This window comes from Ancylobacter sp. FA202, assembly GCF_000380205.1.
GTDB lineage: Bacteria > Pseudomonadota > Alphaproteobacteria > Rhizobiales > Xanthobacteraceae > Ancylobacter.
In genome coordinates this window covers 276,805-295,740 of the sequence record NZ_KB904818.1, presented here as the reverse complement: position 1 = coordinate 295,740, position 18,936 = coordinate 276,805, and the positions used below count along the sequence as shown (strand labels likewise).

Genomic DNA, 18,936 nt, shown 5'->3' with positions numbered 1-18,936 from the left:
CGTGGTAGGTTTGAGTCCACGGCGCGCCTCCAGGGGTGCGGAAAGGCCGGGACCGGGCGCGCTCATAGCAGCAAAAGCCTTGGCGGGCAATGTTTGCCCGCGGCTGCGGCCTCAGAACTTGCCGAGAACGCCCGCCTTGACGATGCCGCTGGCCTCCGAGCCGGGGCTCTGCGAGCGCTGCACCGAGATGAAGCGCTCGGCGCTGCCGGCCGGCGCGCGCAGCTCGATGCCGGTGGTCACGGTCTGGCCCTTGTCCATCTCGACGCTGGCGCCGAGTTTTTCCGGCCCGAGGCCGAGCGGGGCGAGCGGCACGGAATAGGTGCTGCCGACCGCCATGTTGTCATAGACCGTGGCTGAGCCGGGGCTGGCGGCGGCGCCCACCGTGCCGGCGCTGTAGACGGTGAGGTTGTCCTGCTCCAGCCCGAGGCGGCCCTTGATCTCGCCCGAGCCACTGGTGGCGGTGGTGGCGAGCGCGCCCGAGGCCGGGGCGGTGGCGCTGGCGCTGGAGGAGACGGAAACCATCGCCGCGCCCTGGCGCAGCTCCATCTGGGTCGGCAGGGTGGCGCGTGCCCGCTCGACCGGCGCCGTGCGCGGCTGCAGCTGCTGATAGGGCTTGGGCGGCTCCGGCGCGGGCTCCTCGGGGGCGCCGCCGATGCCGAGCTCGATGGTTTCCCAGAGCGAGGGCATGGTCGCCGTCTCCTTTTCAGGATCGAACGGTTCCAGCGGCGCGTCCGTCGCCACGGTGGCTTCAGTGGGGGCGGGCGCCGTCCCCTCAGTCTGCGCCGCCTCCGCCGCGCGCTGGGCGGCCTCGTAGGGCGACACCTCGTCAAACGGGGTGATGATGATGACGCCGTGCCACGGGTCCGGCAGGCCCGGCTTCGTCACCGTGCCGATGGACTGCGCCGCCGCCGGCAGGGATAGGCCCAGCCCAATTGCCACGCCGAGGCCCAGACCCGCCACCCGCACCGGCAGGCGGGCGAAGGGCGTGGCACGGCGAATCTCGGAGGGGCGCGGCAAGAGGGTGCGCAGCATGGTCTCGTCCAGATCGTTGAGCGAGCGGACAGGGTGCTGCCGAACTGTGGAACGAAAATGGCGCAGCGCACAATTGCGCCGCCGCACCGGCGCTTTCGCCGAATTGCGGTAGCGACGTGCCGGCGTGCCGGCGCTCAGTCGAACAGGCTGGAGACGCTTTCCTCATGCGCCGTGCGGCCGATGGCCTCGGCGAGCAGGCTGGCGATGGAGACCACGCGGATATTGCGCGCCACCCGCACCGCCTCGGTCGGCTGGATCGAATCGGTGATCACCAGTTCCTTGAGGTTCGAGGCGGTGACGCGCGAAACCGCGCCGCCCGAGAGCACGCCATGGGTGATGTAGGCGTGGACCTCGGTGGCGCCGCGCGCCAGCAGCGCGTCGGCGGCGTTCACCAGCGTGCCGCCGGAATCGATGATGTCGTCGACCAGGATGCAGCGCTTGCCTTCGACATCGCCGATGACGTTCATCACCTCGCTCTCGCCGGGGCGCTCGCGGCGCTTGTCGACAATGGCGAGCTGGGCGTCGATGCGCTTGGCCAATGCGCGGGCGCGCACCACGCCGCCGACATCCGGCGAGACGACGGTGATGTCGGAAAGATCAAAACGCGACTTGATGTCCGCCACCATGACCGGGGCCGAGAACAGATTGTCGGTCGGGATGTCGAAGAAGCCCTGGATCTGGCCGGCATGCAGGTCGACAGTCAGCACGCGGTCGGCGCCGGCATGGGTGATGAGATTGGCCACCAGCTTGGCGGAGATCGGCGTGCGGCCGGAGGAGCGGCGGTCCTGCCTCGCATAGCCGAAATAGGGCAGCACGGCGGTGATGCGGCGGGCCGAGGAGCGGCGCAGCGCATCGGTGATGATGAGCAGCTCCATCAGATGGTCATTGGTCGGGAAGGAGGTGGACTGCAGGACGAAGACGTCCTTGCCGCGCACATTCTCCTGGATCTCGACGAAGATCTCCATATCGGCGAAGCGGCGCACCACGGCCTTGGTCAGCGGCGTGCGCAGATAGGCCCCGATGGCCTCTGCCAGCGGACGATTTGCGTTGCCGGCGACGATTTTGATCGAACCGTTATTGTCGGACATTCCGGCGCGCTCCCAGCCGTCACTCTTCCGCCGGCCGTCTTATAGCCGTCGCGCAGCCCTGATAGGCGGGCCGGCCCGGCCTGTAAAGCTTCCAAAGGCCCGCATTGCCGGCTTGTCCCTATGCACGGCTGCATAGGTGCGATGCCGGTCAGGGATGGGCGGCGAAGGTGAGGGCGCGCGAAGGCTCGCCGGCCTGCGAAGCTACCGTAACGGCATCCGCCGGTATGTCGTCCGGCGTCGCCTCGGCGACGGCGGGGCCATCGCCGGGCACCACGGGCGGCGCATCCGCCGGGTCGAGCTCCGGGGTCGCCGACGTCGCCGCGCTGGAAGAGGGGGCGCCGCCGGAGAGGCGGGCGGAAATCTCGTCGAGGCTCTGGCTGGCGATGCGCTGCACCGTGGCGTCGTCCAGCTTGGCCCAGACATCCTTGCCGGGGCCGAGCTTCTCGCGGCCGGTGACGCGCAGCACGCGGTCGCTGTCGGCGTCGAACACGTCCCACACCCAATCGACCTCGCCCTTGCCGTTGGCGACGCTGGCGGCGAGATAGCCGCGCACGCGATAGGCGGCGGGCGATTCGCGCGAGACGATGGGAATCTGCCGGGCCTTGGCCTGATCGGACAGGTCCGCCACCAGCCGCTCGAACACCGGCTCGGGCGCGCCGTCGATCGATTCAAAGGCGATGGTCTTGCTGCCGGAGGAGACCGAGGCCGCCGCCACCGGCTTGTTGCCGCCACCATTGGTCTGGCAGGCGCCGAGGGCGAGGGCGGCAAGCAGAACCGCGGTCGTCGTGAGGCGTCGGCCCAGAGGGCGAAGGCGATCGATCATGAACCATCCCCAGAGAGCCGGTCGCGCCGCGTATCCCTGCCGAAGCAGGTTCGCGGCTGTCGCCAGCGGACGGGGAATGGTTAAGACTAATTAACGATCAGGTCCAGAGGGGCGGGCGTTAAGCCCTCGTTACCGTTAACGCCGAGAAGGTACGTCCGCCCCAGGCACATCGCCGTGCCGGTGTCGCTGTCCATCAGGATCATGTGCGCGAACAGCACCATGCCGGGCTCCAGCACCCAGGGATTGCCGGCATAGAACATGGGCGGGTCCATCCAGGAGGGGGTGAACTTGGCGCCGAGCGAATAGCCGCAGGCCGCCAACCGGTGCTTTTCCAGCCCGTGGCCGTCCATCACATGGGCATGGGCGGCGAACACGTCGCCGGCGGTCTTGCCCGGCACCATGGCGTGGACACAGGCTTCCAGCGCCTGCTTCGCCGCCGCGAACAGCTCCAGATGCCGGTCGCGCGGCGGGCCGATCACCACCGTCTCCATCATCGCCGCATGGTAGTGGCGATAGGCGCCGGCCCATTCCAGGGTGAGCTGGTCTTCCTCATCCAGCACCCGCCGCCCGCTCTTGTAGCGGCAGAGCAGGGCGTCCGCGCCGGAACCGATGATGAACTCATTGGCGGGATAGTCGCCGCCGCCGCGGAAGATGGCGCCCTGCATGGCCGCCAGCACCTCGCCCTCGTCGACGCCGGGCGCGATGGTGGCGAGCGCCGCCTCGCGCGCCGCCAGCGCCAATTTGCCGGCCTGCCGGACATAGAGAATCTCCGCCGCCGACTTCACCGCCCGCAGCGCATCCACCAGGCGCGAGGCGTCGATCAGCGTGGCAAAGCCCTCAAAGGCGGCGTCGAGCTTTTTGCCGTTTGCGGCGGTGAGGCCGTAGCTCTCATATTCGACGCCGATCCGCCCGCCCGCGCCGCCCAGCTCCGCCACCATGTCGCGCAGCTGCTGCTGCGGCGTGGCGTCGGCGCGGTCGGTCCAGACGCGGATGTCGGCGATCAGCGAGGTGTGCTGCGCCTGCCGCAGATCGGCCGAGCGGGTGAGCAGGGCGAGCCGCCCATCGGCGCCGAGCCACAGCGCCTGGAAGAAGCAGAAGCCGAACGTGTCGTAGCCGGTGAGCCAGTACATCGATTCCTGCTGGAACATCAGCAGCCCGTCGAGCCGCTGCTCCGCCATCACGGTGAGCAGGCGCTGGCGGCGGCGGTCAAATTCGGGGCCGGTGAAGTGGAGGGTCATGGCAGGGCCTCACACCAGCGTAATGGCGGCGATCAGCCGGCCGTAATCGGGCTCATTGCGATGGGTGGCGCGGCGATAGGAGAAGAAGCGCGCCTCGTCGGCATAGGTGTCGAGGCCGAGATCGTCGATCGTGCCGACGCCGAGCGCCGTGAGCCGGGCGGCGATGTAGCCGGGCAGGTCGAACAGCGCATGGTCCGGCCGCGCCGAGGGGATGAGGAAGCGCTCATTGCCGGCGGCAAGGCCGGTGAGGGTGGCGATGAAGTCCGGCCCGACCTCGTAGCTTTCCTGCCGGATCAGCGGACCGATGGCGGCGACGATGTTCTCCCGCCGGGCGCCGAGCTGTTCCATGCGGGCGAGGGTGGCGTCCAGCACCCCGCCGACCGCGCCCTTCCAGCCGGCATGGGCGGCGCCGACGACGCGGGCCTCAGGATCGGCGAACAGCACCGGGCCGCAATCGGCGATGGTGACGGCGGCGGCGATGCCTGTGGTGGCGGTGGCCACCGCATCCGCCTTCGGCCGCTCGTCCCAGAGCCGGTCGACGATGACGCAATCGGGGGAATGCACCTGCCAGGCGGTGAGAAGATGGCCGGCCGGCACGGCGAGCGCGGCCTCCATGCGGGCGCGGTTCTCCGCGACATGGGCGGGGACGTCGCGCGAGCCGGTGCCACCATTGAGCCCGGCATAGATCCCTTCCGAGACGCCGCCCTCGCGGGTGAAGAAGGCGTGGCGGATGCCGGGCAGGGCGCTCAGGGCGGCGGATTCGACCTTCATGCCTGGATGTCCTCAAATGCCTCGCCGGGGGCGAACCCGGCCACCATGTCCAGCGCAGGATGCACCAGCGCCAGCGCCTTGAAGAGCGTGCCCATCTGACCTTCGTCCGGCCCGGCAAGGCGCAGGCGTGCCGCCTCCACCATCTCCCGGTCGGCCTCGCTGGCGGCGCGCTTCAGCCGGAACGCGCGGTCGTCGAGGCCGAGCCGCTCCAGCAGCACGCCCTGGCCGATCGGTCCGAAGGCGCGGGCGCCGGCCGCCGAGGCGGCGCGGGCGAGGGCTGCGAAGTCGACATGGGCGGTGAGATCGGCGTGCCCGGGATGGGCCAGCACGTCGTCAAAAGCCTGGCGATACAGCGCCTGCAGCGTGTCGCCGAAACCGCCGGCATGGCCGTAATCGACCAGCAGGGCGCCGCCGCCGGTGGTGGCGAGCCGGGCGCCGAGATGTGCCGCGATGGACAGGCCGATCGGGCAAATTTCCAGCACCGCGCCGAGCGGGGCGGCGGCAAGGCGCGCCTCGGCACGGGAATCGAGCCGGGCGCCGGGGCGCAGGCCGAAGGCGAGCTTCCCCTCCGGCCCGAGGCCTACCATGCGCTCGGCGATGCCTTCCGGCGTGCGGACGAACTGGCGGATCGGCAGGGCGTCGACGAACTCATTGGCGAGCAGGACAAGAGGGCCGGGCGGCAACTCGTCAATTGTGCCGACCCATTCGACGCGATGGCCGCCGACGGTCTGCGCCTGGATCTGCCGCAGGCGCGGCGAGGCTTCCACCAGCACCACGCGGGCCGCTTCAAGGAAGCCCGGCACGCGGGAGGTGGCGCGCAGCATGTCGGCCATCATCGTGCCGCGCCCGGGGCCGAGCTCGGCGAGGACGAAAAGCGCGGGCGAACCCAGCCGCAGCCATGTCTCCGCCGCCCACAGGCCGAGCAACTCGCCGAACATCTGGCTGATCTCGGGCGCGGTGATGAAATCGCCTGAGGCGCCGAAGGGTTCACGCGTGGTGTAGTAGCCGAGCGTCGGGTGGAACAGGCACTGTTCCATATAGTCAGCGACGGTGATCGGCCCGCTGAGGGCAATCTGCCGGGCGAGGTGGTCCGCCAATGCCGTCATGCGGCACCCGCGCTGAGCGCCGGGCGGCGGCGGGCGCGCCAGACCAGCCAGCTTCCCAGCGCCAGCATCGGCAGGGAGAGCAGCATGCCCATAGTGAGCCAGCCGCCGAGGAGATAGCCGATCTGCGGGTCCGGCTCGCGGAAGAACTCGACGAAGATGCGGGCGCAGCCATAGAGGAACACGAACATCCCCGCGACCGTGCCCGGCCGCGCCAGCGCCCCGGCCCGGATGGCGATCTGCAGGACGATGAAGATCGCCAGCCCTTCCAGCCCGGCCTCATAGAGCTGGCTGGGATGGCGCGGCTCCGGCCCGCCATGGGGGAAGACGAAGGCCCAGGCGACATCGGTCGGGCGGCCCCACAATTCGCCGTTCACGAAATTGGCCAGCCGGCCGAGGAACAGGCCGACCGGCACCACGCTGGCGGCGATGTCGAGCATCGAGACGAAGGGCAGGCTCCGCCGCCGGCAGAACAGGTACATGGCCAGGATGGAGCCGAGGAAGCCGCCATGGAAGGCCATGCCGCCATGCCACAGCGTCAGCGCCTGCAAGGGGTTCGCAGCATAGAAGGGCAGGTTGTAGAACAGCACATAGCCGATGCGCCCGCCGAGAATGACGCCGACCGCGATCCACACCACCGCGTCGTCGAACTCCTCCGGCTTGATCGGGGCGTGGCCGCCCCACAGCGCCGGGCTCGAACAGAGCCGCTTGGCCATCCACCAGCCGAACAGCAGCCCACCAATATAGGCGAGGGCGTACCAGCGTATGGCGAAGGGGCCGAGCTCGATCAGCACCGGATCGATGTTCGGGAAGGGCAGGGCGAAGAGCGGCGGGGCGAGCATGAGCATCCCATATCTCGGCGGAAGGCGGGCGGGCGCGGGGCGATGCAGACAAAGGCCGCACGTTCCGCTTTGCCCCCGTTGCGTGACGGGATCAAGGCGCCTTGTGTCGACCGCGGTGGCTTACGGGGCGGTTGCCCTTGCGATCACCGCGCCGCCGCCCCATTGTTTCCGAACAGGCACGACAGAGTAAGGGCCCGATCGCAGGGGCCCAAGTCGGGAGATGACAATGACCCAGACCACCGGCCGAATCTTCGACGATTTCGCCAAGCTGATGAACGACGCGGCCGGCGTCGCCACCGGCGTGCGCCGCGAGGCGGAAGGCGTGATGCGCGCCCAGGCCGAACGCATCCTGCGCGAGCTTGACGTCGTCACTCGCGAGGAATTCGAGACGGTGAAGGAACTCGCCGCCGCCGCCCGCGAGGAAAACGAGCGTCTTAGCGCCCGTCTCGCCGTGCTGGAGGCGCGGGAAGCCAAGCTTGAGGCGACGATCGACCCGCCCGATTCGCTTGGCTGAGTCTTTTTCACACAAGCTTTCGCGCGCAACGCTTGTGGACGTCTCGCCTTGGTGCTTGCCGCGCCGGGGCGAATCCCCCGACAAGTCAATTGTGCCAATTTTCGCCATGGTCCGTTTTTCCACGGACCATGGTACAACGGTCGTAGCGAGGTACGGATTCAGCGCGATATAGTTGGGACGACGGCGATTCGTTTGATTCTGGAACGGCTTGTCGGGAACCGTCGCGTTGCGTGCGTTCGACCCCCTCCGCGTCCACCCTCGCGAGGTCGAGCATGACCTATACTAGTGACTTCGAAGCCGACACCAGCCTGAACCCACTCGACCTGGTCGAGCGCATGGCCGCGCTCAACGAATGGGCGTTCGAGCGCTCGGCCGAGGACGAGATCACCATCTCCCTCGAAGGGCGCTGGACGGACTGCCATGTCTCGTTTCAGTGGATGGACGAGGTCGAGGCGCTGCACATCGCCTGCGCCTTCGACCTGAAGGTGCCGGAGAAGCGCAAGACCGAAGTGCTGCGCCTGCTCTCGCTCATCAACGAACAGATGTGGGTGGGCCATTTCGACCTGTGGTCGAAGGAAGGCGTCATCATGTTCCGCCACGCCTTGCTGCTGGCCGGGGCGGAAGCCACCGACCGCCAGTGCGAAGTGCTGATGGAATGCGCCATCGAGGCGGTGGAGCGGTATTTCCCCGCCTTCCAGTTCGTCGTCTGGGCCGGCAAGACCGCGCGCGAGGCGATGGACGCCACCCTGTTCGAGACCGTCGGCGAGGCCTGAGCGGCGTCGCCGGCGCACGCCCCGCCATTGCCAAAAACACGCGCGAGCGGCACTAAGGCCGCGTGACGGCGCGCGGGCGCGCGCGGGCATGGGAGTTCCACGATGGCCACACTTTCCGACATTCCGGGCCGGGTGCTGCTTGTCGGCGCCGGCAAGATGGGCGGCGCCATGCTGGAAGGCTGGCTCGATCTCGGGCTCGATCCGGCGCTGGCGGCGGTGATCGATCCGGCCCCGCCGGCGGAGGTCGCTGCCCTCATCGAGGCGCGCGGCGTGGCGCTGAACCCGCTCAATGGCGCCCCGCCCGCCGTGATGCTTCTGGCGGTGAAGCCGCAGGTCGCCCCGGACGTTCTGGCCCGGGTGGCGCCGCTGGCCGATGCCGGCACGCTCATCGTCTCGGTCATGGCCGGGCGCACGCTCGGCTTCCTCGAATCCTACTTCCCCGCCGGCACCGCGGTGGTGCGCTCCATTCCCAACACCCCGGCGGCGATCGGCCGCGGCGTCACTGTCGCGGTGCCGAACGGTGCCGTCACCTCGGACCAGATGAACATCGCCGATGCGCTGCTGCGCGCCACGGGCGGGGTGGAATGGGTGGAGGACGAGGCGCTGATCGACGTCGCCACCGCCGTTTCCGGTTCCGGGCCGGCCTATGTGTTCCTGCTGGCCGAGGCGCTGGCGGCGGCGGGCGTCGAGGCCGGGCTGCCGGCCGACATGGCCGACCGGCTGGCGCGGGCGACCGTGGCCGGGGCGGGCGAACTGATGGTCCGCACCGGCATCGACCCGGCGCAGCTGCGGCGCAACGTCACCTCGCCCAACGGCACGACGGCGGCGGCGCTCGCCGTGCTGATGGACGAGGAAAGGGGTTTCGGCCCGCTGCTCGCCGAGGCAGTGGCGGCGGCGGCGAAGCGCTCGCGCGAACTCGCCGGCTGACGCTTCCCCATTCCTGACGCCCCCACATTCCTGACGCTCCCGCAAACGTGCGGCAACAGCGCGCGCGGGGGTGTGCCGGGGTCTTCTCCTTGGCCGGGGCACGCCTTACATAGAGGTGAGGCAACGTTCAGGACAGGAGGTCTTCATGGCACGCTCCCCGGGAACGAAAGCGACCGTCGACAAACCCAGCGAGACGCGAGCGCTCGCCCTCGACAGTTTCATGCGCCTGCTGGCGCGCATGCCGTTCGAGCGCATCAGCCTCGGCGCGGTGGCGGATGAGGCGAAGATTCCCCTCGCCGAACTGCGCGCCTCCTTCGGCTCCACCTTCGACATGCTGGCCGGCTTCCTGCGCGAGGTCGATGCCAAAGTGCTGGCGCCTTCCAGCGACGACATGGCGGACGAGCCGGCCCGGGACCGGGTGTTCGACGTGCTGATGCGGCGGCTCGACGTGCTGGCGCCGCACAAGCCGGCGCTGCGCTCGCTGATGGACTCGGCCCGGCGCAACCCGTTCTTCGCCCTGGCGCTGAACAAGCTTTCCGTCCGCTCGCAGCAATGGATGCTGGCGGCGGCGCGGATCGACACCGCCGGCCTCAAAGGCGCGGTGCGGGCGCAAGGGCTGGCGCTGGTGTTCGGCCGGGTGCTGCAGACGTTCCTCACAGATGACGACCCGGCACTGGCCCGCACCATGGCGGCGCTGGACCGCGAGCTGGCGCGCGGCGAGCGGGCGCTCGGCCTGATCGAGGGCGCGGTGTGCCTCGCCACCGGCGGACGACGCGGGCGCGGTGGCAAGGCCGCGTCGTCCGAGGCGACGCCGTCCGCCCCGCCGGACGCGCCCGTGGTGGCGTGAGGCCTCCCCGGGCTGGGCTTTCGCGTATATTCCAGTGAGGAATCAGCCGTCAGCATCGATACTGAGGCGGCCAGCGTGAGGAACCCCATCGTGAGTCTCGCCCCCCTCGAACAGATCACCTTCGCCGATTTCCTGAAAGTGGATATCCGCGTCGGCACCATCATCCAGGCCGAGACCTTCCCGGAGGCGCGCAAGCCGGCGCTCAAGCTGGTGATCGATTTCGGCCCGCATATCGGCTGCAAGAAGTCCTCGGCCCAGATCACCGTGCATTACGCGGCGGAGGATTTGATCGGGCGGCAGGTGGCGGCGGTGGTGAATTTCCCCTCCCGCCAGATCGGCCCGATCATGTCCGAGGTGCTGACCCTCGGCTTCCCGGACGAGGACGGCGCCGTGGTGCTGTTCAAGCCCGACCAGGAAGTGCCGAACGGCGCGCGGCTGTTCTGAGGGGCGTGCGGTGCCCCCGCTTGAACTGATGGCCGCCTTCGCCGCCGCCGCCGCGATCTATGCCTTCATGCCCGGCCCTGCCATGCTCTACGCGGCGGCCCAGACTCTGGGGCATGGGCGACGGGCCGGGCTGATGGCGGCGCTCGGCATCCATCTTGGCGGCTATGTCCATGTGCTGGCCGCGGGGCTTGGCCTGTCGGCGCTGTTCGCCGCCGTGCCGTTGCTCTATGTCGCCGTGAAGTTGCTCGGCGCCTTCTATCTCGTCTATCTCGGGCTGCGTCTCGTGTGCCGGCGCGGCGCACATCCTGCTGTCGAGGGAGGGCCGGCACGGTCGGCGCGGCGGGCTTTTGCCGAGAGCGTTGCGGTCGAGGTGCTCAACCCGAAGACCGCTCTGTTCTTCATCGCCTTCCTGCCGCAGTTCACCGATGCGGCGGCGGCGCTGCCACTGTGGGCGCAACTGCTGATCCTCGGCACGCTGGTGAATGCGATGTTCACCGCCGCCGATCTGGTTTGCGTGTGCATGGCCGGAGCGATCCTGCGGCACCTGCGAGGTTCGGATGAGCTGCGGAGGTGGGCGGCGCGGCTTGGTGGCGGGCTGCTGATCGGCCTCGGGGCGCGGCTGGCGCTGCAGCGCGGCTAGTCATTTCACTGTTTCATGGAAACAGTGAAATGATCTAATTCTCTGTTTTATCGCGTTTTCTTCACGCGAACCGGCATCCACTTCGCTCGAAAACGCTCTAGTCGCGCTCTTCAGACCGGAATCCGGATCGCCGCCCGCAGGCCGCCGAGCGCGCTCTCGCCGAGGATGACGTCGCCGCCATGGGCGCGGGCGGCGTCGCGGGCGATGGTGAGGCCGAGGCCGGAGCCGCCGGCGTCCTGGTTGCGCGCCTCGTCCAGCCGGAAGAACGGGCGGAAGACATCCTCGCGCAGCGCGGGGGCGATGCCGGGCCCGTCATCGTCGACGGCGATGGTGAGCCAGCGCTCGTCGCGGGTGCCTGTGATCTCGATGCGCGCGCCGTGCCGGCCGGCATTGCCGACCAGATTGGCGAGGCAGCGGCGGAAGGCGTCGACCCGCACCATCACCATCGGGTCGCCGCTGTAGCTGGCGCTGACCTTCGCGCCCTGGCGCTCGGCATTGATCCGCGCCTCCTCGATCAGCCGCGCCATGTCGGCCATCGCCGGCGTCTCGGCGACATCCTCGCGGGCGAAGGCGAGATAGGCTTCCAGCATGCTCTGGAGATCGTCGACATCCTTGCGCAGCGCCTCGGTGTCGGCGCTGTCGCCGAGCAGCGCCAGTTCCAGCTTGAAGCGGGTGAGGATGGTCCGCATGTCGTGGCTGACGCCGGCGAGCATGGTGGTGCGCTGCTCGATCTGCCGCTCGATCCGCCGCTTCATCTCCAGGAAGGCCAGCGCCGCGCCGCGCACCTCGCGCGCCCCGCGCGGGCGGAAGCCGGGCACGTCGCGGCCCTTGCCGAAGGCGATGGCGGCATCGGCCAGCGCCTCGATCGGCTTGATCTGGTTGCGCAGGAACAGGATGGCGACCGCCATCAGCACCAGCGCGGTGCCCACCATCCACAACAGGAAGATGTGCGAATTGGAGAGATAGGCCTGGCTGCGACGGGCGAAGACCCGCAGCACCATGCCATCCATCTGCACCCGCACCTCGATCAGGTTCGAATTGCCCACCGTATCGGTCCAGAACGGCCGGTGCAGCCGCTTCGCCAGTTCGCCGGTGAAGGCGGAATCGAGGGTGGAGAAGAAGGGCTTGGGGCCGGGCGGCGGCAGGCGCTCGCCGGGCAGGAAATCCACCGTCAGGCCCATGGTGATCTGGGCGATCCGCTTGATCTTGTCCTGGTCTTCCTCGGTGGGGAAGGCGAGGGCGAGCTGGGTGACGGCGGTGATGTCCTGCGACACCGCCGCCGACAGGCGGCGGGTCACGGTGTTGTAGTGCCGCTCCATGAAGACGAAGGCGAGCACCGATTGCAGGATCACCACCGGGGTGACGATGATGATCAGCGAACGGGCGAACAGCCCCTTCGGCATGATGCGGTTGAACCACGCGCCGAAGCGGGCATTGTTCTCGCGCATGCGGCGCTGGGTCAGGCGAAGGCGGGCGCGGGCGGCGCCGACGACGCTGGTGTCGCGGGCGCTCAAGGAGCGACGACCAGCCGGTAGCCGACGCCGCGCACCGTCTGCACATAGGCGGGATTGGCCGGGTCACGCTCGATCTTGCGGCGCAGTCGGTTCACCTGCACGTCCACCGCCCGGTCGCCGGCAGCGACGCCGGGGGCCACCAAGTCCTGGCGCGGCACGGTCTGGCCCGGCGCCTCGCCGAGCACCCGCAGCATGTCGCGCTCGCGGTCGGTGAGGCGCACCATCTCGCCCTCGCGGGTGAGTTCGCCGCGCGCCAGATGGAAGCTGAACGGGCCGAAGCGCACCGTTTCGATCGCCTGCGCCGGCGGGGTGGCCGAGCGCTTGATGATGTTGCCGATCCGCAGCAGCAATTCGCGCGGCTCGAACGGCTTGGCGAGGTAGTCGTCGGCGCCGATTTCCAGCCCCTGGATGCGGTCGCCCGGCTCGGAGCGGGCGGTGAGCATGAGGATCGGCACGGAAGAAGTTTCGCGCACCCCGCGGGCGAGGTCGAAGCCGGTTTCGCCAGGCATCATCACGTCGAGAATCAGCAGGTCGAAGGTGAGGCCGGCGAGCCGGGCGCGGGCATCGGCGCCCGATTCCGCCGTGGTGACGCGGTAGCCATGCTCGCTGAGGAAGCGCGAGAGCAGGTCGCGGATGCGCCGGTCGTCATCGACGATGAGCAGGTGGAAGGCGTCGTCGGCAGGCATGGTGCGGGCTTCCCTTGCCGCCGCGACCGGGCTTTGGCGGGCGTCGAGCATGGCGATCCTCCCCGTCAGCCGGCCGGCCGGCTGCGGGCGGCGCTGCGCGCCTCCACGGCCTGGTCGGCGCGGGCGATCAGCTTCTCTGTCGGGCTGCGATCTTCCGGGTCGATCATGGCGACAAGAAAGCGGCGCACGACATCGCGCGCATCGCCGCCGCTCTCTTCCAGCGCGCGGCGCAGGCGGCGCGACTGGATGGCGACGAATTCCTGGGTCAGCGCCTCGCCCTTCGGGGTGAGGTAAAGCAGGCGCTGGCGGCGGTCGGAGGCGCCGGCCCGGCTGTCGATGAAGCCCTGGTCCACCAGCTCGCGCAGCACCCGGCCGAGGCTCTGCTTGGTGATGCGCAGAATGTCGAGCAGGTCGGTAACGCGCATCCCGGGATGGCGATTGACGAAATGCAGCACCCGGTGATGGGCCCGGCCGAAGCCGAAGCCGTGCAGGATCTCGTCGGGATCGCTGACGAAATTGCGATAGGCGAAAAACAGAAGCTCGATCAGGTCGAGCATCGGCTCGCCTTCCGGGGCGGGGGACAGGCGCGGGGCAGCCCCCGGCTCGCTCTTGCCGGTGCGCGCTGTCAGCGAGACATTTATGTCAGCCATGTTGACTTTTTTCGTTATGATCGTTACCCAGATGTCCCGTTCAACGAAAGGATCGTTCGGCTAGCCGCCCGATCCGCCTCGGAACAGGATAGAGTCGCGCTCGCTCTTACTGAGCCGCGACGATAACGGGACTTCGGCCGCGAGGCAAAGCGTTGCGCGCTCGCCTGACAGGCCGTAGCCACCATGCCGAAGGAACAGAAGGGCTCCGGCGCCTCCCATGGCGCGCTGGCGCCCCGGTTGGGAGACTTACCATGGCGAGCGAACCTTTCGACAAACGCAGCGGCTGGATCTGGTATGACGGCGCCTTCGTGCCCTGGCAGGACGCGCAGGTCCATGTACTGACCCACGGGCTGCACTATGGCAGCTGCGTCTTCGAGGGCGAGCGCGCCTATGGCGGCGAGATCTTCAAGCTGGACGAGCACACGGCGCGGCTGAAGCACAGCGCCGAACTGCTCGATTTCGAGATCCCCTATGGCACGGACGAGATCAACGCCGCCTGCCGCGAGCTGCTGGTGCGGCAGAAGCTGAACGACGCCTATCTGCGTCCCGTCGCCTGGCGCGGCTCGGACATGATGGGCGTTTCGGCCCAGCACAACCAGATCCACCTCGCCATCGCGGCGTGGGAATGGCCGAGCTATTTCGATCCGGCCCAGCGGCTCAAGGGCATCCGCATCGGCATGGCGAAGTACCGCCGTCCCGACCCGATGACCGCGCCCTCGACCTCCAAGGCGGCCGGGCTCTACATGATCTGCACCATCTCCAAGCACGCCGCCGAGCGCGAGGGCTTCGCTGACGCGCTGATGCTGGACTGGCGCGGCCGTGTCGCCGAATGCACCGGCGCCAATGTGTTCTTCGCCAAGGACGGAGTGATCCACACGCCTGACGCCGACGCCTTCCTGAATGGCATCACCCGCCAGACGGTGATCGCGCTCGCCAAGCGGCGCGGCATCGAGGTGGTGGAACGGGCGATCATGCCGGAGGAACTGCCGAGCTTCGACGAGTGCTTCATCACCGGCACCGCCGCCGAGGTGACGCCGGTCGCCGAGATCGCCGGCCAGCACTTCCAGCCCGGCCCGGTCACCAAGACGCTGCTGGAGGACTATATGTCCGAAGTGCAGCCGAAGAAGGCCGAGGCGGCCTGAGGGCTGCAAAGATCGCAGACTGGAAATGCCGGCCTTCGGGCCGGCATTTTTCGTTTGCCCGGCTCTTCGCGTCAGGCCGGCCCCAGCCCGCAGGGCGGAGAGCCGGGATCGCTTCCCGCTACCTCTCGGCCGAGGATCCCGGATCGTCTTGCGGCCGTCCGGGATGACGGCGGCTGGCGGGCGGCCTCGGTGTCAGGCCCAGCGTTCCGCCGCCGCGTCGTCTTCGTCCTTGGCGGCGACCCAGCCCTTGCCGTCGTCGCGCTCTTCCATCTTCCAGAACGGCGCGCGTGTCTTCAGCCAGTCCATCAGGAATTCGGCGGCTTCGAAGGCTGCGGCGCGGTGGGCGGAGGCGGTGACGACGAGCACGATGTTGTCGCCCGGCACCATGCGGCCATAGCGGTGGATGACGGTGGCGCCGACCAGCGGCCAGCGGGCGCGGGCCTGCTCCATCAGCCGGCCGATCTCCTCTTCCGCCATGCCGGGATAATGCTCCAGCGTCAGGGCGATGAGCGGCGCGCCGCCGGGCGCGTCCTGCGCGCGGCACAGGCCGGCGAAGGTGACGACCGCGCCGATGTCCGTGCGCCCGCGCGCCAGGGCGGCGGCCTCGGCGGCGGCGTCGAAATCCTGCGCCTGTATGCGGACGGTGAACATCTCCGCCCTCCCGGTTCAGCCGCCCGTCATGGGCGGGAAGAAGGCAATCTCGCGCGCGGCGCCGAGCGGCGTGTCCGGCTTGGCGTGCCGCCGGTCGAGCGCGGCCCGCACGATACGCGGATTCTCGAAGGCACGGGCATAGCCCTCGCCGCGCGCGCCGAGAAAGGCGGCGAGTTCGGCGACGGTGGCGACGCCCTGCGGCAGGTCGATCTCCTCCGCCTCAAGGCCGATGCGCTCGCGCACCCAGGCGAAATAAAGCACCTTCACGCATCATCCCCGATCAGATGGCGGGCGCCGGCGCGGAAATAGTCCCAGCCGGTATAGAGCGTCAGCAGCGCCGCGATCCACAACAGGCCGATGCCGAACAGCGTGATGCCTGGCACCACAAGGTCCGCCGCCGGCCCGGCCAGCAGCACGCCCACCGCCACGAGCTGGGCGGTGGTCTTCCATTTGGCGAGGCGGGTGACGGGGACGCTGACCCGCAATTCGGCGAGAAATTCGCGCAGGCCGGAGACGAGAATCTCACGGCACAGAATCACCAGCGCCGCCCAGAGCGACCAGCCGCGAATGGTGCCGTCCGAGGCCAGCATCAGCAGCGAGGCGGACACCAGCAGCTTGTCGGCGATCGGGTCCAGCATGCGGCCGATGGCCGATTGCTGCTGCCAGGCGCGGGCGAGGTAGCCGTCGAAGAAATCGGTGACGGCGGCGACGACATAGATGACCACCGCCACCCAGCGCAGCCAGACGCCGCCTTCCAATATGTCGGACCAGAACAGGCAGGCCGCCACCAGCGGCACCGCCACGCAGCGGCCATAGGTGAGCAGATTGGGCAAAGACAAGGCGTGACCGCGAGTCACCTTGGCCGGCTCCCGTGCTGTCTGCGGGTTTGATGCAACATCGACCATAGTGCGCCGGCTCCCTCACAGGCAGGTAAACACGCGAGCCGGCTACGTCAATTGCGTGGCGGCCATTGCTTTGCCTGCCGTGGCGCTTTCACGATGCGGCAGGGCTGTGGCCATCGCATGACGGGAATGGCCGGACAGGCGCTTCATGTGGCTTTCGCATGAAAGAAGTCATAAACCGCCCGCGCCATCGCCGCGTTCACCCCCGGCACACCCTCAAGATCGGCGAGCGAGGCGCGCTCGATCGCCTTCAGAGTTCCAAAATGGTGCAGCAGCGCGCGTTTACGAGTGGGGCCGATGCCGGGAATTTCCTGCAGGCCGGCCTGGGTGATGTCCTTCTTGCGGCGGGCGCGGTGCGAGCCGATGGCGAAGCGGTGCGCCTCGTCGCGCAGGCGCTGGATGAAATAGAGCACCGGGTCGCGCGGCTCCAGCCGGAAAGGCTCGCGGCCATCGGCATAGAAGGTCTCGCGGCCGGCATCGCGGTCCGGGCCCTTGGCGACGCCGACCATCGGCACATCGGTGACGCCGAGCCCGGCCAGGGTTTCGCGCGCGGCCTTCAACTGGCCGGGGCCACCATCGATCAGCAGCAGGTCCGGCCAGGCCGAGGAGGCGGCGGAGGCTTCCACCTCGGCGCCTTCGCTCGCCCCATCGGCGAGGGATAGCCCGCCAAGCGGGTCGGCGTGGGGGAGGGCGTTCGCCACGCTCGGCGCGGTTTCCCCCTCGCCCGGGCGCTCTCCCAGGTGGGGAGAGGGCGCGGCCTCCCCCTCGGCGAGAGAGGTCGCGCCGGCCGGAATCGCCCGTGGATTCTCCTTCAGCAGGCGGGAGAAGCGGCGGGTCAGCACTTCGCGCATCATGCCGTAATCGTCGCCGGGGGTGAGTTCGGTCGAGCGGATGTTGAACTTGCGGTACTGGCTCTTGGCGAAGCCCTCCGGCCCGGCCACGATCATGCCCCCCACCGCATTGCTGCCCATGATGTGGCTGTTGTCATAGACCTCGATGCGCCGGGGCGGCGCCTTGAGGGCGAAGGCGCGGGCGAGTTCCTCCAGCAGCCGGGCCTGGCTGGCGCTCTCGGCCAGCTTGCGGCCCAGCGCCTCGCGGGCATTCTGCAAGGCGTGCTCGACCAGCTCGCGCTTCTCGCCGCGCTTGGGCGCCGCGACCTCCACCCGGTGGCCGGCGCGGGTGGAGAGCGCCTCCTCCAGCAGTTCGCGCTCGGCGATGTCGTGGCTGATCAGCACGAGGCGCGGGCAGGGCTTGTCCTCGTAGAACTGGGCCAGGAACGATTCCAGCACCTCGCCGATCTCCAGCGTCCGGTCGGCGCGGGGATAGAGCGCGTGGTTGCCCCAGTTCTGGCCGGTGCGGAAGAAGAACACCTGCACGCAGGTCGCCCCGCCCTCCTGGTGGATGGCGAACACATCCGCCTCCTCCACCGAGCGCGGGTTGATGCCCTGCGTGCCCTGAACGGCGGAAAGCGCGGCGAGGCGGTCGCGCAGGGCGGCGGCGCGCTCGAATTCCAGTTCCTGCGAGGCGGCTTCCATCTCGCGCGCCAGCTGTTCCTTCACCGCCTTGCTGCGGCCGGAGAGGAAGTCGCGCGCCTCGTGCACATATTCGGCGTAGTCGGTGTGGCTGACCTCGCCGGTGCAGGGGCCGGCGCAGCGCTTGATCTGGAACAGCAGGCAGGGGCGGGTGCGGGCCTCGTAGAAGCTGTCCGAGCAGGAGCGCACCAGAAACGCCTTCTGCAGCGCGTTGATGGTGCGGTTCACCGCCCAGACCGAGGCGAAGGGGCCGTAATAATCGCCCGGCCGGTTGCGGGCGCCGCGGTGCTTGGTGATCTGCGGCGACACATGATCCTTGGTGATGAGGATATAGGGAAACGACTTGTCGTCGCGCAGCAGCACGTTGAAGCGCGGGCGCAGCTGCTTGATGAAGTTGGCCTCCAGCAGCAGCGCCTCGGTCTCGGTGCCGGTGGAGACGAATTCCATCTCGCAGGTGGCCGCCACCATCCGCATGATGCGGGCGGTGAGCCCTGTGGGGCGGGTATAGGCGACGATGCGGCGCTTGATGCTCTTGGCCTTGCCGACATACAGCACCGCCCCGTCAGCGCCGATCATGCGGTAGACGCCGGGCCCGTTCGGCGCGTGCTTGAGGGCGCGGACAATGGCGGCGCGGCCCATGGCGACGGAGCCCGGCGCGGGCTCGGCCTCCTCGGCAAGGTCGGCAATAAGGGCCTCGTCCTGGTCCAGCTCGGCGATGTCGGCATCGTCGGCGTCGAGGTCGGGCATGTCGCGGGTCGGTCGGGCAATCATGAGTCCCTAGATACGTATTTGCGCTCCTCGCGAACAGGGGGCGGCG

At 69.1% G+C, this 18,936-nt stretch carries 21 protein-coding genes; 7 read left to right on the top strand and 14 right to left on the bottom strand.

Going from position 1 to position 18,936, the window contains the following annotated elements:
• Window positions 1–111: 111 nt before the first annotated feature.
• The 7 genes from A3M1_RS0101305 to lgt form a co-directional block, all read right to left on the bottom strand.
• On the bottom strand, window positions 112–1,032 hold the full coding sequence (locus A3M1_RS0101305; protein WP_038196734.1) for a hypothetical protein: 921 nt from the start codon (window positions 1,030–1,032) through the stop codon (window positions 112–114).
• Between the two features lie 134 nt (window positions 1,033–1,166).
• Complete coding sequence (locus A3M1_RS0101300) at window positions 1,167–2,120, bottom strand: ribose-phosphate pyrophosphokinase (protein WP_018387143.1); 954 nt, start codon at window positions 2,118–2,120, stop codon at window positions 1,167–1,169.
• Between the two features lie 148 nt (window positions 2,121–2,268).
• Window positions 2,269–2,943 carry a hypothetical protein gene (locus A3M1_RS0101295; protein WP_018387142.1) on the bottom strand — a complete coding sequence of 225 codons (675 nt, stop codon included), beginning with the start codon at window positions 2,941–2,943 and terminating at the stop codon, window positions 2,269–2,271.
• 86 nt (window positions 2,944–3,029) lie between these two features.
• Window positions 3,030–4,181 (bottom strand): Xaa-Pro peptidase family protein, encoded by a 1,152-nt coding sequence (locus A3M1_RS0101290; RefSeq protein ID WP_018387141.1) that lies wholly within the window; start codon window positions 4,179–4,181, stop codon window positions 3,030–3,032.
• Between the two features lie 9 nt (window positions 4,182–4,190).
• On the bottom strand, window positions 4,191–4,952 hold the full coding sequence (gene pgeF / locus A3M1_RS0101285; protein ID WP_018387140.1) for a peptidoglycan editing factor PgeF: 762 nt from the start codon (window positions 4,950–4,952) through the stop codon (window positions 4,191–4,193).
• Entirely contained in the window at window positions 4,949–6,058 is a 1,110-nt protein-coding gene (locus tag A3M1_RS0101280; protein WP_018387139.1) for a class I SAM-dependent methyltransferase, read from the bottom strand. Before A3M1_RS0101280 ends, pgeF begins: the two co-directional genes overlap by 4 nt.
• Window positions 6,055–6,903 carry a prolipoprotein diacylglyceryl transferase gene (gene lgt / locus A3M1_RS0101275; protein ID WP_018387138.1) on the bottom strand — a complete coding sequence of 283 codons (849 nt, stop codon included), beginning with the start codon at window positions 6,901–6,903 and terminating at the stop codon, window positions 6,055–6,057. Before lgt ends, A3M1_RS0101280 begins: the two co-directional genes overlap by 4 nt.
• A gap of 220 nt (window positions 6,904–7,123) precedes the next feature.
• Here lgt and A3M1_RS0101270 point away from each other — a divergent pair, with 220 nt between their 5' ends.
• The 6 genes from A3M1_RS0101270 (at window position 7,124) to A3M1_RS0101245 (ending at window position 11,042) form a co-directional block, all read left to right on the top strand.
• On the top strand, window positions 7,124–7,411 hold the full coding sequence (locus A3M1_RS0101270) for an accessory factor UbiK family protein (protein ID WP_018387137.1): 288 nt from the start codon (window positions 7,124–7,126) through the stop codon (window positions 7,409–7,411).
• 272 nt (window positions 7,412–7,683) lie between these two features.
• Entirely contained in the window at window positions 7,684–8,184 is a 501-nt protein-coding gene (locus A3M1_RS0101265; protein WP_018387136.1) for a YbjN domain-containing protein, read from the top strand.
• Between the two features lie 102 nt (window positions 8,185–8,286).
• Window positions 8,287–9,111, top strand: coding sequence for a pyrroline-5-carboxylate reductase (gene proC, locus A3M1_RS0101260; RefSeq protein WP_018387135.1), 825 nt, complete (start codon window positions 8,287–8,289; stop codon window positions 9,109–9,111).
• 145 nt (window positions 9,112–9,256) lie between these two features.
• Window positions 9,257–9,958, top strand: coding sequence for a hypothetical protein (locus A3M1_RS0101255; protein WP_018387134.1), 702 nt, complete (start codon window positions 9,257–9,259; stop codon window positions 9,956–9,958).
• A gap of 90 nt (window positions 9,959–10,048) precedes the next feature.
• Window positions 10,049–10,402: a tRNA-binding protein gene (locus A3M1_RS0101250; RefSeq protein WP_018387133.1), complete on the top strand. Its 354-nt coding sequence runs from the start codon at window positions 10,049–10,051 to the stop codon at window positions 10,400–10,402.
• A gap of 10 nt (window positions 10,403–10,412) precedes the next feature.
• Window positions 10,413–11,042, top strand: coding sequence for a LysE family translocator (locus A3M1_RS0101245; RefSeq protein ID WP_026221079.1), 630 nt, complete (start codon window positions 10,413–10,415; stop codon window positions 11,040–11,042).
• Between the two features lie 110 nt (window positions 11,043–11,152).
• Here A3M1_RS0101245 and A3M1_RS0101240 read toward each other — a convergent pair whose 3' ends face one another.
• From A3M1_RS0101240 to A3M1_RS0101230, 3 genes are all read right to left on the bottom strand, one after another.
• Window positions 11,153–12,490, bottom strand: a complete 1,338-nt coding sequence (locus tag A3M1_RS0101240; protein WP_245261845.1) for an ATP-binding protein — start codon at window positions 12,488–12,490, stop codon at window positions 11,153–11,155.
• A gap of 62 nt (window positions 12,491–12,552) precedes the next feature.
• The gene (locus A3M1_RS0101235) at window positions 12,553–13,293 is read right to left on the bottom strand and encodes a response regulator (protein ID WP_018387130.1); all 741 of its coding nucleotides are present in this window, start codon (window positions 13,291–13,293) and stop codon (window positions 12,553–12,555) included.
• A 14-nt stretch (window positions 13,294–13,307) separates the two neighbouring features.
• Window positions 13,308–13,892, bottom strand: coding sequence for a MarR family winged helix-turn-helix transcriptional regulator (locus A3M1_RS0101230; RefSeq protein WP_018387129.1), 585 nt, complete (start codon window positions 13,890–13,892; stop codon window positions 13,308–13,310).
• Between the two features lie 251 nt (window positions 13,893–14,143).
• Between A3M1_RS0101230 and A3M1_RS0101225 the strand changes: the two genes are divergently transcribed.
• A complete protein-coding gene (locus A3M1_RS0101225; protein WP_018387128.1) occupies window positions 14,144–15,034 on the top strand; it encodes a branched-chain amino acid aminotransferase in 891 nt (296 codons plus the stop codon).
• A 192-nt stretch (window positions 15,035–15,226) separates the two neighbouring features.
• Here A3M1_RS0101225 and A3M1_RS0101220 read toward each other — a convergent pair whose 3' ends face one another.
• From A3M1_RS0101220 to uvrC, 4 genes are all read right to left on the bottom strand, one after another.
• Window positions 15,227–15,685: a molybdenum cofactor biosynthesis protein MoaE gene (locus A3M1_RS0101220; RefSeq protein ID WP_018387127.1), complete on the bottom strand. Its 459-nt coding sequence runs from the start codon at window positions 15,683–15,685 to the stop codon at window positions 15,227–15,229.
• A 15-nt stretch (window positions 15,686–15,700) separates the two neighbouring features.
• Window positions 15,701–15,952, bottom strand: coding sequence for a molybdopterin converting factor subunit 1 (moaD, locus tag A3M1_RS0101215; protein WP_018387126.1), 252 nt, complete (start codon window positions 15,950–15,952; stop codon window positions 15,701–15,703).
• Window positions 15,949–16,590 carry a CDP-diacylglycerol--glycerol-3-phosphate 3-phosphatidyltransferase gene (pgsA, locus tag A3M1_RS0101210; protein ID WP_371258726.1) on the bottom strand — a complete coding sequence of 214 codons (642 nt, stop codon included), beginning with the start codon at window positions 16,588–16,590 and terminating at the stop codon, window positions 15,949–15,951. The genes moaD and pgsA overlap by 4 nt, the downstream gene beginning before the upstream one ends.
• A gap of 143 nt (window positions 16,591–16,733) precedes the next feature.
• Complete coding sequence (gene uvrC, locus A3M1_RS0101205) at window positions 16,734–18,890, bottom strand: excinuclease ABC subunit UvrC (RefSeq protein WP_018387124.1); 2,157 nt, start codon at window positions 18,888–18,890, stop codon at window positions 16,734–16,736.
• Window positions 18,891–18,936: the final 46 nt, after the last annotated feature.